Source organism: Ochrobactrum sp. SSR (assembly GCF_030067775.1).
Classification (GTDB): domain Bacteria; phylum Pseudomonadota; class Alphaproteobacteria; order Rhizobiales; family Rhizobiaceae; genus Brucella; species Brucella teleogrylli.
This window is the reverse complement of the sequence record NZ_CP125971.1, coordinates 1,213,567-1,228,420: the sequence shown is the minus strand read 5'-3', so window position 1 is coordinate 1,228,420 and position 14,854 is coordinate 1,213,567. Positions and strand designations below refer to the sequence as shown.

Genomic DNA, 14,854 nt, shown 5'->3' with positions numbered 1-14,854 from the left:
GGTGCCCACTATGAACCGCTACAACATCGCTGAACGACGTACAATTGCGCGCTAGCGACCCCCTCCGCTTGAAATTAATCCTGTCACGATGTATATACTCGTGTATATACAAAGGAGGCCAATATGCCACAGCTCCGACACTCCGAACCTACACCAGCCCGCGAAGCAAAACTCTTCCGTAACAATAAGAGTCAGGCCGTACGCATTCCAGCTGACTTCGAACTTCCGGGCGACCGGGTGATGATCCATCGCGATGGAGATCGACTTATCATAGAGCCGGTGCGTCGCCAGAACCTGTTGGAAGTGCTTGCCGGGCTGGAACCGCTTGGGCCGGAAGATCAGTTCCCTGATATTGACGATACCCTGCTACCGTTGAAAGAATTCGACCTGTGAGCGCGCTCTACATGCTTGACACCAATGTCGTGTCCGAGCTTACACGAAACCCCAAAGGTGCTGTCGCCATACACATTGCTGAGGTCGGACCAGAAGCAGTTTGCGTCAGCATTATCACGGCAGCGGAGTTACGCTATGGATGCGCCAAGAAAGGATCGCCGAAGCTACTGGCGCACATCGAGGCCATTCTTGGAAGTATGCAAGTGCTCGCACTTGATGTGCCTACCGACGCCGAATATGGACGAATCCGAGCCGAATTGGAAGCCGTTGGCCAGCCCATCGGTCCGAATGACCTCTTCATCGCTGCCCATGCTTATGCGCTCGGGGCGGTGTTAGTCACGGCCAATACCGGAGAATTCTCACGCATCCGTGCTCTGAGGGTCGAAAACTGGCTACGCGACTGAGCCGTGCTGTTGTTCCTTCAAAGAGGATCTGCCGCTGAAGGGACAGATCACAAAAAGTGCATTTATAATTGGTAGATTGTACCTTGGTCTGCTCATGCCTCGGATAAAGACTGGTTTTCCGCTGATGGCTGCTATGAATGTAGGCACCGAATCTGAACAACAATTGATGCCTTGACTGCTGATGATGACCAACCCGATCCACATTCTCAAAACCGTTTATGGATACGATGCCTTCCGTGGGCGACAAGCTGAAATCATATCGCACGCGATAGCAGGCAATAATGCATTCGTCCTGATGCCGACAGGCGGCGGCAAATCCCTATGCTATCAGATTCCCGCCCTTGCGCGACCAGGCATGGGGATCGTGGTGTCACCGCTTCTTGCGTTGATGGCCGATCAGGTGTCCGCGCTCCGGCAGGCAGGTGTGAAGGCTGCGGCGCTCAATTCCGACCTTGCTGGCGATGACAGGCTAGCCTTGTGGCATGATATCCATGCTGGTGTGCTTGATCTGCTCTATGTCGCGCCTGAAACACTGCTCAGACCAGATACATTGCAACGCCTGAGCGACGTGCCTCTCTCGCTGATCGCTATCGACGAAGCACATTGCCTGTCGCAATGGGGGCATGATTTCAGACCATCCTATCGACAGCTCGATGTGTTGATGACGCAGTTTCCCAATACGCCACGCATGGCGTTGACAGCAACCGCCGACGAGCCGACACGTGCGGAAATCCTGTCGCATCTGCAGATTGACGAGCGCGATGCCTTCATCGCCGGTTTCGACCGCCCCAATATTCGCTACACGATCATGGAGAAGAACAATCCCCGCGCGCAATTGAAACGTTTTCTGCAGGATCACCAGGGTGAAAGCGGCATCGTCTACTGTCTTTCAAAACGGAAGACGGAAGAAACGGCCGAATGGCTGCGCAGCCTGGGCTATGACGCTCTCTCCTATCACGGCGGCATGGAGAAGCCTGCGCGCGAGGCGAACCAGGCACGGTTCCAACATGACGAAGCGATCATCGTGGTGGCGACGATTGCGTTTGGGATGGGCATCGACAAACCGGATGTACGCTTCGTCGCCCATGTCGATCTGCCGGGAAGCATCGAAGCTTATTATCAGGAGACAGGGCGTGCGGGGCGCGACGGACTGCCAGCCGAAGCGATGATGCTCTACGGTTATGAAGATATCGTCCTGCGCAGCCGCTTCATCGAGGAATCCGACGCGCCCGATCAGCGTAAGCGGATGGAGCGGCAGAAACTCGACACCCTCCTCGGATTGGCCGAAACGGCGAACTGTCGCAGACAGGTGCTGCTGTCTTATTTCGGTGATAGATGCGAACCGTGCGGCAATTGCGATACCTGCGCCGAACCACCAACCCTCTTCGATGGGACAATAGCCGCACAGAAAATATTGTCCTGCATTCACAGAACCGGGGAGCGGTTCGGACAAGCCTATATTGTCGATGTCCTTCTTGGCGTCGAGGATGAACGCATCAGCCGCTTCGGTCACGATCAGATTTCGACTTTCGGAATCGGCCGCGAGCATGACAATCACACCTGGCGTGCGATCATACGGCAGTTGATCGCGCAGAGGTTAATCGATGTGGACTTTGCCGGGCACGGCGGTTTGTCGATCTCGGAAGCAGGTCGGCAGTTTTTTGCGCGCAAAGCATACGCTCATGTTGCGTGTCCCGTCGAAATCGAAGCCATCGCGTGGTACTGTTTCACGTGGGAAATCGGCAACATCCGCCCTTTCGGAGCGTGATGAGGCGCTGTTTCAGGCACTGCGCGAGAAGCGGCTAGAGATAGCGCGCACGCAAAATGTCCCACCTTATGTGATCTTCCACGATCGCACACTAATCGAGCTGTCCACTGCCAGGCCAGCCTCACGCGCCCAGATGGCCGATGTGCCCGGTGTCGGCGATACAAAGCTCGAACGCTACGGCCCGGCCTTTCTGGCCGTCATCAACGCACACGGTTAAATCCGCCTCAGCATTTGGCGTTCAACAATACCGACCTTAGAGTCTGTCAGCGCTACTCGGGATCGCCATGAGATTCCCTCGGGCTTGACATTGCGATTCAGGATCATTGCTGGATTGGAGGCCAGCGTGATGACGCAATCTCTTGTACTGTGACGTGCCCCTGTTAAAATGGTTCGGCTTTAATGTTAGTCTTCCCGCCTCGCTTCTTCCATGATAAGTCCTTCCTGATTATCATTAAGCCCTCGCGCACCATGGCGCTTATTGCCCTTATGTGCTCAGGGTTTCCACATCATGGATAAATTCGTGATATCAGTTTTCTCATAACCGATCCCGACCGTTCGTTCTTTCCCGGGTCAAATGCCCCCGATCTTCTTCACGGCCTTCTATCGTCAGTCAGACATTCACCCTCGGCTACGATTTCTATCGCCCGACGCACCGCATCCTCTGCGGCAAAGGTGGCGATTTCAGCTTCGTGCGCGGAACAAGGAGGAATTCCTAAACCCCACACTGTGTACATCTCATTTTGAGCTAGCGTCGTGTTACCTGGGTCCACCACTTTTAATGCGTATTTGGTTGCAGATGGGGTCATCGGGGTGCTTCCATAGAAGCTCCCGCTAATGACTTCCAGCTGACCAACCTGGCAGCGCACGCCATCGAATTCTTCCAGCGCCGGCGGTAAACTACCGGCAAGGATAATCGCATCATTCCGGGAAAAACGGCCGTACAGCGAATAGCAGTATTCGGTGTCAAGATCGAAAATGCGCAGCCGTGAGATCAGCCGATCGACACCTTCATAGTGCAAGATGCAAAAATACGCACACCCGCCACAAACCGGAATGTCCGCTTCATCAAGAACTTGCGCGTTCTCACCGAATATGTCCCATGGAATTTCTTTTAACATTTTATCATCTCTCACCAGCCAATAGACATATTGTGAGGCCAATCAGCCGCCGGCGCAAACGGACCATGAACACCGATGAAAATTTTTAACGTGGCACGTTGAACGGTATTATGCGACTGGATAGATACGACCGTTGTGACAAGCACAACTGGCAGGTTTGGGCCGTTAAAGTTTGACAAACAGCCAAGAGCGCAAATCCTGAGGCAATCGGCCGACCATCTGGATCGCGCTCGAAGAAGCGTGTCGTCACACCCGCCAAGTCTGCGACGACCATACTGAATGGCTGATTCCGGGTTTTACCAGGCCTGACGAATTGGAGCCGGCAACCCAAATAAGAAAACCGGGAGCACGTATGGCGCATGCTCCCGGTTTTCTTATTTCGATAGACTGTGGGTTGCCAAATGGCCGCTTACGCGAGTGCCATTCTCATTTCGCCAATATATTCTCCGCGCTCCCAGAAATGGCCCCATGCGGTGTTTTCGTAGTTTGCCCTGGGAAGTCTGTAAAGCGTCAACCGGACAGAACCTTGCTTTCCAAGTGCGAGCAACCGCTCGCGATAGGTTGTGGCTACGTTGATTGCGAATGCATTCGCGAATTCGAATTCATACTCACCATTGATATCAACGCTATCGACAAAACACTCGTTGGTGTCGTCAACAATCACCACACATCCATTGAGCGTGGAATAAGCGCGACAAGCTCGCTTGAAATCGTGCCAGACCGAACCTTGTCCTGATTGATTATAGCGTTGTTCGACGGTTGACTCATCGGCAAGGAACGAAAAATGTCCCTCCTCAAAATCCTTGAGCATGCGCGCTGCAATGCCGTTGCTGGCTTTGTCGATACCGTAGTCTAAAGGCGAAGTTCCAATCATTGAAAAATCCTTTCCTGAAAATGATTGTCTGTCAGCTTCAAGAAACGCTGGCTTCTATAGTAAAGCACAATATTACAATAATATCAGATGCTTATGCTTTTTTAACTGGTCCAATTGTGCCCAAATGGCCCCCAAACGGCTTCATTTCGAAGTGCTTTAATGCCTGTTTCATGACATAATGTCGCATATTGGGACGCGTCAGTGGTATCCGCAATCAAATCGCGGATTTTAGTACCTGGAAGAGCCGAAAGCGCTATTTATCCGGGCAATGCCAGAAATACTTCTGACCAAAACATCGGGCTCGATTGACCTCGGCTTAGATCTGGGTAGCAGACACAGGAGGCGTTCATGCGATTGGCTTTGGCCCTCCTTTTGCTACAGGCTTCCTTGTCGCCCAATACCTGTTAGCTCCCTGTCGGTCACGATTCTGTGCTCCGGACAGGCGGTTAATCCACGACTATCACCCAGTCCCAGCGAAACCCATTTCTGCCCTGCTCCCACCAGTAACCGTAAGGATTGCAGACGATGCGGCTTTGACCGATCTGAACGTCAAAGGCATGATGAGTATGGCCACAGATCCATATATCCGGGGCCTGTTCGGAATGCAGGATGTCATTGAAGGCCTCTGCGCCACAGGCAAACAGAAAATTTGCCTCTTGCCCCGCATAAGCCGGCGGCGAAATTATAGTTTCTCATCAGATTCTGATCCCATAATCGGGAGCCGGCGGGGAAGCATCGCCAAAGGCACAAGCAAGCATGTTCCCTTTTTGTTTCGAATGCTCTAGAAACCACGCATGGACATGTCAGCCGATTATCCGCGGTCCCGTGTTCAAAACCACTCATGCGTGACGAGGACATATGGCAGCGGCCCATCTGGAAAAACTGAATGATCGCCAGCGAGAAGCGGTCGAACATGGCGTCGCCATGCCGGATGATACGATCGGCGGTCCACTTTTGATCATCGCGGGTGCTGGATCGGGCAAGACGAACACATTGGCGCATCGTGTGGCTCACCTGATCGTCAATGGCGCTGATCCGCGCCGGATATTGTTGATGACATTCTCGCGTCGCGCGGCGTCCGAAATGGCCAGGCGTGTCCAGCGTATCTGCAAACAAGTGCTTGGCGATCATTCGTCCGTCATGACGGACGCTCTGGCCTGGGCGGGAACATTTCATGGAATGGGCGCGCGTCTTTTGCGCATTTACGCCCAACAGATCGGGCTCAGCGCCGACTTTACCATTCATGACCGAGAAGACAGCGCCGATCTCATGAACCTCATTCGTCATGAACTGGGTTTCTCGAAAATGGAAAGCCGCTTTCCAACCAAGGGCACCTGTCTCGCAATCTATTCGCGGGTCGTCAATTCCGAGAGTACAATCGGCGTGGTGTTAAAGAATGCCTATCCTTTTGCCCTTGGTTGGGAAGAGCAGTTGAAACAGCTCTTTGCCGCCTATGTGGACGCCAAACAGCATCAAAATGTGCTCGATTATGATGATCTCCTGCTTTACTGGGCGCAGATGATGTCGGATGCCGCGCTTGCCGAGGATGTCGGTCATCGTTTCGACCATGTTCTGGTTGATGAATATCAGGACACAAACCGCCTTCAGGCATCGATCCTGTTGGCGCTGAAACCGAGCGGGCATGGTCTGACGGTTGTTGGTGATGATGCGCAGTCGATCTATTCCTTCCGCGCAGCAACCATTCACAACATCCTCGACTTTCCCAAGGAATTTTCTCCAAAGCCAGCCGACGTCATCACACTCGATCGCAATTATCGTTCAACACAGCCCATCCTTGCTGCCGCGAATGGAGTGATCAGTCTCGCCCGCGAACGGTTTACCAAGAACCTCTGGACCGATCGTCAATCGGAGCAACGGCCCATGCTTGTAACGGTTCGGGACGAGAGCGATCAGGCGAACTATATTGTCGAGCAGGTCCTGGCGAACCGTGAGGTGGGCGTCAGGCTCAAACAGCAGGCGGTGCTGTTTCGCACGTCGAGCCATAGTGGCGCTTTGGAAGTCGAACTTACCCGTCGCAACATCCCCTTCGTGAAATTCGGCGGACTGAAATTCCTCGACAGTGCGCATGTGAAAGACCTGCTCGCTACATTGAGGTTTGCGCAGAATCCACGCGACCGTGTTGCGGGCTTCCGCCTTTTGCAGATGCTATCCGGCGTTGGCCCGCAAACGGCTGGCAGGATTCTTGACACCATTGCCCTGGACCCGGAACCTTTGCAGTCGCTTGCAGAAATTCCGCCACCGCCAAGAATTGGGGACGACTGGCCAGCTTTTATTGATCTCCTCTCCAGCCTTCGAAAAGCCGAAGGCGGTTGGCCAGGAGAAATCGGCCTGGCGCGCGTCTGGTACGAGCCCCATCTTGAACGTCTTCATGAAGACCACGATACACGCAAGGCGGATCTGGTTCAGCTCGAACAGATCGCCAACGGCTATCCGAACCGTGAACGCTTTCTCACCGAGCTTACGCTTGATCCACCGGATGCAACGAGCGATCAGGCTGGCGTACCGCTTCTTGATGAGGACTATCTCATCCTTTCCACCATTCATTCCGCCAAAGGTCAGGAATGGCGCTCCGTTTACATGCTCAACGTCGTTGACGGCTGTATGCCCTCTGATCTGGGGGCGGGAACGACGGCCGAGCTGGAAGAGGAACGCCGCCTGCTTTATGTCGGCATGACACGGGCCCGCGACAATCTTGCTCTCATTACACCGCAACGTTTTTTTACCTATGGGCAAAATGCGAAGGGCGACCGGCATGTATATGCTTCGCGAACGCGATTCATCCCCGCCACACTCCTTCATTTATTTGAGACGGCGAACTGGCCAAAAGTAGCAGCAACCGCCAGCGAAGCCAGCGCGCGCAATGTCCGCATTGATGTCGGCGCACGGATGCGAAGCATGTGGAAGTGATGTTCCGCGTTCCATACGCGCGCGAATGGACAAACACTTTGTATGAAACCATTCCTGTCTCATGCAACCCAGCTAGCTTCTGACAATCTGGTCCATTGGTCTTTTAGGTCGGATCGCGTCGATTCCATTCTTTCATCGGCGACCCAAGAGAAGGGTCGCCCGATCGGTTAGGTTTCTATCGTAGTCTGAGGCGTAATGCGGTCCATCCTTTAACAGTTGGAGGATGTTGTCAGACATGGGCCGCTTTTCCGACGCTTCGCGCAAGCCAGATCTGAAACCGTGGTGCTACATCACAAAGCTCGCCAAACGCCTCTGCTGGCAGTTTTCGCTCGATGCTCGAAAGGTCCTCCTCCGACGGGTCTTTTTTTGACCATTGGCCCCATGTTGATGAACGCGGATTGACCAGGAGTCGAGCAGATGGAGAACGCCGTCGTAAGCTTCTGATATCGCGTTGCGAACGCGCGCCCAGCGCCCGGCATGGCACCATCTGTCGAAGCGATCTACACAGGTTATAATGGACCGCAGCGGGCTGGAATTTCTGCCCAGCTTGCTATCGCGACGTTTTATCGCCGGTGGGCCAGCGCCTGATTGGGCTGGCGCAGGCTCGGATCGAACGGGCTGATCTTGTGGGAAATGATCGCCGCTTCCCGGCGCAGCAGTTCAACGACAGTTTGCAGCCGCTGTTCGGTCAGGCGTGAGGCCAGCGTGCCGACGCTGAAGGCCGCCACGGCTTCGCCGCTATGGTCGAGAATGGGCACGCCGACACCAGCCATGCCGTCGATCATATTAAAGTTGAAGGTTGCAGCGCCTGTCTTTCGCACGTCATCAATCATGATACGCAGATCAACTTCGTCGATGGTGGACTTATCCAGAATGCGGGGCATGTTGAAGCGGATGATCGCTTCCCGCTCTTCTTCCGGCAGGAAGGCGAGAATGGCGAGACTGCCCTGACCGATACCAAGCGGAACCTTGCCGCCAATATCGCCGGTATAGGAGCGGATCGGAAAAGGTCCCTCGACACGATCAAGACACACAGCATCAAAATTGCTGCGCACCAGCAGGAAAACCGTATCGTTGAACGTGGTCGACAGCCGTAGCAGCGCCGGGCGCGCAATATTCAGTATCCCGTCGCGTTGCCGGGCCTGCGCTGCCATGGCGAAAAACTCCAGCGACAGGCGATAGGCCTTCTTGTCGGCGATCTGCTCGACAAGGTTTTCGGAAATCAATGTCTTCAGCAGACGATGGGTGGATGGCTGGCTCAATTCGAGATCACGGGCCAGATCGATCAGCCGCACGCCGTCCTCGGCGCTGGCGGCCAGACCTTTCAAAATATGGATTGCCTTCACCAGACTTGAGTTGAGAGCGGCGCCAGATTTCGAATTCTCTGATATATCATCCATAAAACTGCTTCCAAATTCTGTATTTTAAAAGATGTATATAATTTCTTCCGGATTTGAAAATTATAATTTGTAATCGCAGAATTTTTTCTGCCATCTGAAAGCGTCGCCAAATGGGAAGGTCCGGCGAGGCACCGAAAAAGTGCTGCAAACGGATCGGCGGTTTTGCTTCAGGCGTTGTTCAGGGAACGATGCGGCCGCGAAAGCGGCTGGCCACTAAAGTGTTGCTGCGCAACCGAGCATGAATGACCGCCCCGCCAGCCAGCCCTGTAAAGAGGCGACGTGAGATAACATCACGGCGCTTCCGCTCCCCCGCACATTTCTGCGGAAGTCAGGCCGAGAGGGAGACGCAATGAGCTTTTTGACCCTTTCCGGAATTTCCCGCCACTACGGCAAGTTCGCGGCTGTCGATAAATTCAATCTGACGATTGAAAAGGGGGAGTTCATTTCGCTGCTCGGCCCTTCCGGGTGCGGCAAGACCACCACCTTGCAGATGATCGCCGGACTGGTGCCCCCGACCGCCGGTTCGATCACGCTTGATGGTCGCGATATTACCCGTCTGGCCCCGGCCAAGCGCGAACTTGGTGTCGTCTTCCAGAGCTATGCGCTGTTTCCGCATATGACGGTGGCACAGAATGTCAGTTTCGGCCTTGAAATGCGCAATGTGGCCAAGGCCGAGCGCGAAAAGCGTGTGCGCGAGGTGCTGGAACTTGTGCATCTTGGCGCTCTGGCGGATCGCTATCCGCGTGAGATGTCGGGCGGTCAGCGCCAGCGTGTTGCGATTGCCCGCGCGCTGGTCATCAATCCGCCAGTGCTGCTTTTGGACGAGCCGCTCTCCAATCTCGATGCGCAGCTGCGCGAGGAAATGCAGTTCGAACTGCGCCGCATTCAGCGCACCGTCGGCATCACCACCATCATGGTGACCCACGATCAGGCCGAAGCGCTGTCGATCAGCGACCGAGATCGTCGTCATGGAAAAGGGTCTCATCACGCAGGTCGATGCGCCGTACAAGCTCTACGAGCATCCACACAACCATTTCATTTCCAATTTTGTCGGCAAGTCCAACTTCCTCAAGGCGCGCGCCGAAGGCGAGATGATCGCGCTTGCGGGGACGGCGATCCGCTTCCCGGCAGGCGAAACCAAGCTTTCCGGCGATGTCTCAGTGTTTATCCGCCCGGAAAAAGTGCAGTTGGTGAATGACGGCGAGGGTCATATCGCCGGTGAGGTCGCAACGCGCTATTTTATGGGTAGCCAGTGGTTGCTCGGGGTCAATACGGCAGCAGGCCCACTTTCGGTGGCACTGCCCAATCTCGGTAATCCGCCGCCAGCCGAAGGCACGCAGGTCGGCCTCAACTGGAACCATGAAGACTGCCGTATCCTCACCGCAGGGGTGAACTGAGCATGGCTTCGGTGACTTCCCAGGATATTTCCGCAGCCCCGAAGGAACCGCGCAATCTGATGCCGCTTTTCCTGGCCGGGCCGTCGACGCTACTTTTCTTCGCGCTGGTGCTTTTGCCGCTGGGGCTAACGATCCTGCTGTCGTTCAATAGCTACAGCTATGACAAGGGCATCGAGAACGTCTATTCGCTCGCCAATTACGTGCAGGTTCTCAAAGACCCCTATTACCTGTCGATCTTCTGGCGGACGCTCAAGCTGGCGCTCATAACAACCGTCATCACGGTGCTGATTGGCGTGCCGGAAGCCTATATTCTTTCGAATATGCGCAAGCCGTGGCGCTCGATCTTTCTGCTGGTGATCATCGGACCGCTTCTGGTTTCGGTCGTGGTGCGCACCTTCGGCTGGAGCATGCTTCTCGGACGCAATGGTCTGGTGAACAGCCTGCTGCAACTGGTCGGCCTGCCGACGACACAGATCCTTTATAGCGAGACCGCCATTGTGATCGGTCTGGTGCATATCATGCTGCCCTTCATGGTGATCCCGGTCTGGACCGTGCTGCAAAAGCTCGATCCGTCGGTGGAAGCGGCCGCGCTTACGCTTGGCGCATCGCGCCTGACAGCATTGCGCCGCGTGGTATTTCCGCAGGCAGTGCTGGGCATTCTTTCGGGCAGCCTCATCGTCTTCGCCCTGTCGGCAAGTTCGTTTGCCATTCCGGGCCTGCTTGGCGGACGCCGTCTCAAGATGGCGGCAACCGTTGTCTATGACGAATTCCTGATCGAGTTGAACTGGCCGCTGGGTGCAGCCATCGCCATCATCGTTCTGGTGGCCAATCTCATCATCATGATCGCCTATAATCGCCTGCTCGAAGGGCAGGCCAAGAAGAAACTGGGGTAAGCACCATGGTCAAGAACGGTCCTTTTGCCCTTTTCTTCCACACGCTGGTCGTCATCTTCATGCTGGCGCCGATGCTGGTGGTGTGTCTGGTGGCTTTCACCCCGGAAAACACGCTGACCATGCCGTGGAACGGCCTTTCGCTTCGCTGGTTCAAGGCTGTGTTCGAGCATAACGACTTTATGACGTCGTTCTATAACAGCGTGAAGCTCGCCTTCTTCTCGGCCACGATCTCCACATTGCTGGCGGTGCCGTCCGGGCTTGCCATTGCGCAATATAATTTCCGTGGCCGCGATGCGCTCAATGCGCTGTTTCTGTCGCCGCTGATCATTCCGCATCTGGTGCTGGGCGTCGCATTCCTGCGCCTGTTCTCCCTGATGGGCTTCACGGGTTCATTCGTCTGGCTGGTTGCCGCGCATTCCATCGTGATCACGCCTTATGCGCTGCGCCTCATTCTCGCTTCGCTCGGCAGCATGGACCGCAATGCGGAAAATGCCGCGCGGACGTTGGGTGCCGGAGAATGGACAGTGTTCCGCCGCATCACCTTGCCGCTTTTGCTGCCGGGTCTGTCGGGCGGCTGGCTGCTTGCCTTCATCAACTCCTTTGATGAGCTGACCATGTCGATCTTCGTCACGTCGCCTTCGACGGTCACGCTGCCGGTCCGCATGTATATGTATGCAAGCGAATCCATCGATCCGATGATGGCTGCGGTTTCCGCCTTGATGATCCTCGTCGCGACCCTCACCATGATCATCATTGACCGCATGTTCGGCCTCGACCGTCTTCTGGTAGGCAAGGGCTGATCCGATCATGACGATCCCGGTTTCACCTTCGGCGGCCCAGTTCCGCAGACGGTATCGGCTGGCCGAACAGCCGCTCAGCTTCTCGCTTGACGGCGTGCCTTGCGAGGGACGCCGTGGCGACACCGTGTTGACCGCCATTCTGTCGGTGCAGGGAAAGCTGCGTCATACCGAATTCACCGGCGAACCGCGCGCAGGCTTCTGCCTGATCGGCGCTTGTCAGGATTGCCATGTCATGACGGCGGAAGGGCGGCGGCTACGCGCCTGCACAACACTACTGGAAGAAGGCATGGCGTTTGTGACGGAGCCTTCGACATGAGCGCTGTTGCGTCCCCTCTTTTGGCACCCGTCATTGTCGGCGCAGGGCCTGCGGGCATTCGCGCCGCCGAAACTCTCGTCAAGGCTGGTCTTCGGCCTGTCGTGCTGGACGAAGGCATGCGCTCCGGCGGGCAGATTTATCGCCGCCCGCCGATTGATGACGGGCGCAGTTATCGCAGCCGTTATGGTTCCGAGGCTCCCAAGGCCGAAGCGCTGCACACGACATTCGACACGTTGCGCGGTTCTATCGATTATCACCCGGAAACGCTGGTCTGGAATATTTCGCGCAACGATGGCGATCATCTCGATCTCCTGACGGATGGCGTGCATGGTCAGCTGCCCTATAGCCATCTCATTCTTGCAACCGGCGCAACGGATCGTGTGCTTCCCTTCAAGGGCTGGACGAAGCCCGGCGTCTATACGCTTGGCGCATCGCAAACTGCGCTCAAGGCGCAAGGCTGCACCGTTGGCGAACGCGTCGTGTTCATGGGTTCCGGCCCACTGCTTTATTTGGTGGCTTGGCAATATCACCATGCAGGCGCCAAGGTGGCGGCTGTTCTGGATACGGCGCGTTTTGCTGCCAAGTTTCATCTCGCGCATCTGGCGCTGTACGCGCCCCGCATTGTGGCGCTTGGGGCCTATTACGGCCTGCGCCTGAAAATGGCGGGCGTTCCGATCCACTATGATGTTCGGCCCGATTGCGTGCTGGGCGACGACCATGTCGAAGGTTTGCGTTATCGCACGGGCAAGAGCGAACACGAAGTGGCCTGCGATGCGCTGGCCTATGGTTTTGCGCTCCGCCCGGAAACGCAGCTTGCCGATCTTGCCGGTTGCGATTTCCGCTTCGAGGACCGCGACCGCGCCTGGTTGCCGATGACGGACAAGCTTGGCCGCACCAGCCGCATCGGCGTCTATGTCGCCGGTGATGGTGCTGGTATCGCCGGTGCCGATGCTGCCGAAATTCGCGGTCAGCTGGCCGCTATCGCGCTTCTTCGCGATCTTGGATTGCCATTCGATAACGGGACCGAACAGCGTCTCATTCGCAAACGCGATGGCATTTATCGCAAACGCCTGATTGTCGAAAAGGCATTTCCGTTTCCGCTCGACTGGTTTCAGACGGTGGCAGGCGATGTCACGCTTTGCCGTTGCGAAGAGATCAGCCTTGCCGAAGCGCGGGATGTGATCGGCGCAGGCAACACACAGGAAATCAATCGCCTCAAGGCCTTGAGCCGGGTTGGCATGGGGCGCTGTCAGGGCCGTATGTGTTCGGCAGCCGCAGCGGAACTTCTGGCTTCCATGCGCGACAAGTCACCCGCTGATGGCGGACGCATCCGCGCCCAGGCACCGGTCAAGCCGATCCCGCTCGGTTTTGGCGCTGCGGCCAGAGAGGACGTTGCGTCATGAGCCGGCGTCTTCAGGCCGATGCGGTCGTTATTGGCGGCGGCATTGTCGGCGGTTCCGCAGCGCTTTTCATGCGTCAGGCTGGTCTGTCGGTTATCCTGCTCGACAAGGGCTTTTGCGGTGCGCAGGCAAGCGGCGTCAACTATGGCGGTGTACGCAGGCAGGGCCGTGCGCTCGAGCAGATCGCCCTATCGCAGCGCGCGCATGAAATATGGGCGCGGCTGCCGGAGCTGATTGGCATCGACGGTGAATATATCCGCAGCGGCCATTTGAAACTGGCGCGCACCGAGGAACATTTCGCAAGTCTGGAAGCCTATGCGGCGACTGTTCGACCATTAGGCCTTGCGGTGGAACTGATCGGCGGCAATGCGGTCAAGGACCGGTTTCCATGGCTCCCTGGCAATGTGGCCGGCGCTTCGCTTTGCGCCGATGATGGTCACGCCAATCCGCGTCTTGTGTCGCCTGCTTTTGCACGCGCTGCCAAGGCGGCAGGCGCGACGGTGCTGGAAAATACGCCAGTGCATGACGTGCAGGCGACCGGCGACGGCTTTGCCATTCTGGCGGGAACCGATCTTGCGGGTGAACGGATCGAAATCCGGTCGCGTCTGCTCTTCAACTGCGCCGGTGCATGGTCTGACCGTTTTGCGGCTTCGTTCGGTGAGCCTGTTCCGTTGAAGCGCGTTTATCCATCCATGGTCGTGACCGAGCCGATGCCGCTTCGATTGCCGATGAGCCTTGGCGAAGAAGGCGGCGGCTTTTATGGCCGTCAGGTGACACGTGGAAATTATGTGATGGGCGGCGGGCGCGGCACAGCGCTTGAGAACCCCGATTTTTCGCGTCCGTCGGTCAATGCAGCGTCATCGGTGATGTTGCGCGCCATTGAGCTCTTTCCACACCTGAAAAATGCCCAGGTTATCCGCTTCTGGTCTGGCACCGAGGCCGAAATGCCGGATGGAAATCCGGTGATCGGGCCAAGCAGCCGGATCAAAAATCTCTATCACGCCTTCGGTTTCTGCGGCGCCGGTTTTCAAACCGGGCCGGGGGTCGGAGCCGTGCTGGCCGATTTCGCCGTGAACGGAGAAACGAAAACGCCGATCGGCGCTTTCGCCATCGACCGTTTTGCGCCCGAAAACAATCCAACCTCAAACCACAAAGGGGAGTAG

General features: G+C 56.2%; 11 protein-coding genes and 2 pseudogenes. 10 read left to right on the top strand and 3 right to left on the bottom strand.

Annotated features, from left to right (window positions below; genetic code table 11):
- Positions 1-123: 123 nt before the first annotated feature.
- The 3 genes and pseudogenes from QLQ11_RS23270 to recQ all read left to right on the top strand — a co-directional run bounded on the left by QLQ11_RS23270 (position 124) and on the right by recQ (position 2,782).
- Positions 124-393: an antitoxin gene (locus QLQ11_RS23270; RefSeq protein WP_121539605.1), complete on the top strand. Its 270-nt coding sequence runs from the start codon at positions 124-126 to the stop codon at positions 391-393.
- Complete coding sequence (locus tag QLQ11_RS23265; protein ID WP_283735321.1) at positions 390-797, top strand: type II toxin-antitoxin system VapC family toxin; 408 nt, start codon at positions 390-392, stop codon at positions 795-797. The genes QLQ11_RS23270 and QLQ11_RS23265 overlap by 4 nt, the downstream gene beginning before the upstream one ends.
- Before the next feature lie 181 nt (positions 798-978).
- Positions 979-2,782 (top strand): annotated as a pseudogene (gene recQ, locus QLQ11_RS23260) (DNA helicase RecQ).
- Between the two features lie 373 nt (positions 2,783-3,155).
- Here recQ and QLQ11_RS23255 read toward each other — a convergent pair.
- Together QLQ11_RS23255 and QLQ11_RS23250 are read right to left on the bottom strand one after the other, a co-directional pair.
- A complete protein-coding gene (locus tag QLQ11_RS23255; protein WP_283735322.1) occupies positions 3,156-3,683 on the bottom strand; it encodes a hypothetical protein in 528 nt (175 codons plus the stop codon).
- A gap of 409 nt (positions 3,684-4,092) precedes the next feature.
- On the bottom strand, positions 4,093-4,557 hold the full coding sequence (locus tag QLQ11_RS23250) for a hypothetical protein (protein ID WP_121539601.1): 465 nt from the start codon (positions 4,555-4,557) through the stop codon (positions 4,093-4,095).
- A gap of 858 nt (positions 4,558-5,415) precedes the next feature.
- On the opposite strand from QLQ11_RS23250, the gene QLQ11_RS23245 reads away from it, so the two are divergent.
- Complete coding sequence (locus QLQ11_RS23245; protein ID WP_283735323.1) at positions 5,416-7,485, top strand: ATP-dependent helicase; 2,070 nt, start codon at positions 5,416-5,418, stop codon at positions 7,483-7,485.
- A gap of 563 nt (positions 7,486-8,048) precedes the next feature.
- Here QLQ11_RS23245 and QLQ11_RS23240 read toward each other — a convergent pair.
- Positions 8,049-8,885 carry an IclR family transcriptional regulator gene (locus QLQ11_RS23240; RefSeq protein ID WP_121539650.1) on the bottom strand — a complete coding sequence of 279 codons (837 nt, stop codon included), beginning with the start codon at positions 8,883-8,885 and terminating at the stop codon, positions 8,049-8,051.
- 349 nt (positions 8,886-9,234) lie between these two features.
- Between QLQ11_RS23240 and QLQ11_RS23235 the strand changes: the two are divergent.
- From QLQ11_RS23235 to QLQ11_RS23210, 6 genes and pseudogenes are all read left to right on the top strand, one after another.
- Positions 9,235-10,282 (top strand): annotated as a pseudogene (locus tag QLQ11_RS23235) (ABC transporter ATP-binding protein).
- 2 nt (positions 10,283-10,284) lie between these two features.
- Entirely contained in the window at positions 10,285-11,175 is an 891-nt protein-coding gene (locus QLQ11_RS23230) for an ABC transporter permease (protein WP_121539651.1), read from the top strand.
- Positions 11,176-11,180: 5 nt separating this feature from the next.
- The gene (locus QLQ11_RS23225; RefSeq protein WP_121539652.1) at positions 11,181-11,975 is read left to right on the top strand and encodes an ABC transporter permease; all 795 of its coding nucleotides are present in this window, start codon (positions 11,181-11,183) and stop codon (positions 11,973-11,975) included.
- A gap of 7 nt (positions 11,976-11,982) precedes the next feature.
- The gene (locus tag QLQ11_RS23220) at positions 11,983-12,291 is read left to right on the top strand and encodes a (2Fe-2S)-binding protein (RefSeq protein WP_121539653.1); all 309 of its coding nucleotides are present in this window, start codon (positions 11,983-11,985) and stop codon (positions 12,289-12,291) included.
- Positions 12,288-13,694, top strand: a complete 1,407-nt coding sequence (locus QLQ11_RS23215; protein WP_283735324.1) for an NAD(P)/FAD-dependent oxidoreductase — start codon at positions 12,288-12,290, stop codon at positions 13,692-13,694. The genes QLQ11_RS23220 and QLQ11_RS23215 overlap by 4 nt, the downstream gene beginning before the upstream one ends.
- Positions 13,691-14,854 carry an FAD-binding oxidoreductase gene (locus tag QLQ11_RS23210; RefSeq protein ID WP_124916050.1) on the top strand — a complete coding sequence of 388 codons (1,164 nt, stop codon included), beginning with the start codon at positions 13,691-13,693 and terminating at the stop codon, positions 14,852-14,854. The genes QLQ11_RS23215 and QLQ11_RS23210 overlap by 4 nt, the downstream gene beginning before the upstream one ends.

Bases quoted from the DNA above. Each gene is read 5' to 3' on its own strand.
- QLQ11_RS23270 (WP_121539605.1), top strand. From the start codon at position 124: ATGCCACAGCTCCGACACTCCGAACCTACACCAGCCCGCGAAGCAAAA.
- QLQ11_RS23255 (WP_283735322.1), bottom strand. From the start codon at position 3,683: ATGTTAAAAGAAATTCCATGGGACATATTCGGTGAGAACGCGCAAGTT.
- QLQ11_RS23250 (WP_121539601.1), bottom strand. From the start codon at position 4,557: ATGATTGGAACTTCGCCTTTAGACTACGGTATCGACAAAGCCAGCAAC.
- QLQ11_RS23245 (WP_283735323.1), top strand. From the start codon at position 5,416: ATGGCAGCGGCCCATCTGGAAAAACTGAATGATCGCCAGCGAGAAGCG.
- QLQ11_RS23240 (WP_121539650.1), bottom strand. From the start codon at position 8,885: ATGGATGATATATCAGAGAATTCGAAATCTGGCGCCGCTCTCAACTCA.
- QLQ11_RS23230 (WP_121539651.1), top strand. From the start codon at position 10,285: ATGGCTTCGGTGACTTCCCAGGATATTTCCGCAGCCCCGAAGGAACCG.
- QLQ11_RS23225 (WP_121539652.1), top strand. From the start codon at position 11,181: ATGGTCAAGAACGGTCCTTTTGCCCTTTTCTTCCACACGCTGGTCGTC.
- QLQ11_RS23220 (WP_121539653.1), top strand. From the start codon at position 11,983: ATGACGATCCCGGTTTCACCTTCGGCGGCCCAGTTCCGCAGACGGTAT.
- QLQ11_RS23215 (WP_283735324.1), top strand. From the start codon at position 12,288: ATGAGCGCTGTTGCGTCCCCTCTTTTGGCACCCGTCATTGTCGGCGCA.
- QLQ11_RS23210 (WP_124916050.1), top strand. From the start codon at position 13,691: ATGAGCCGGCGTCTTCAGGCCGATGCGGTCGTTATTGGCGGCGGCATT.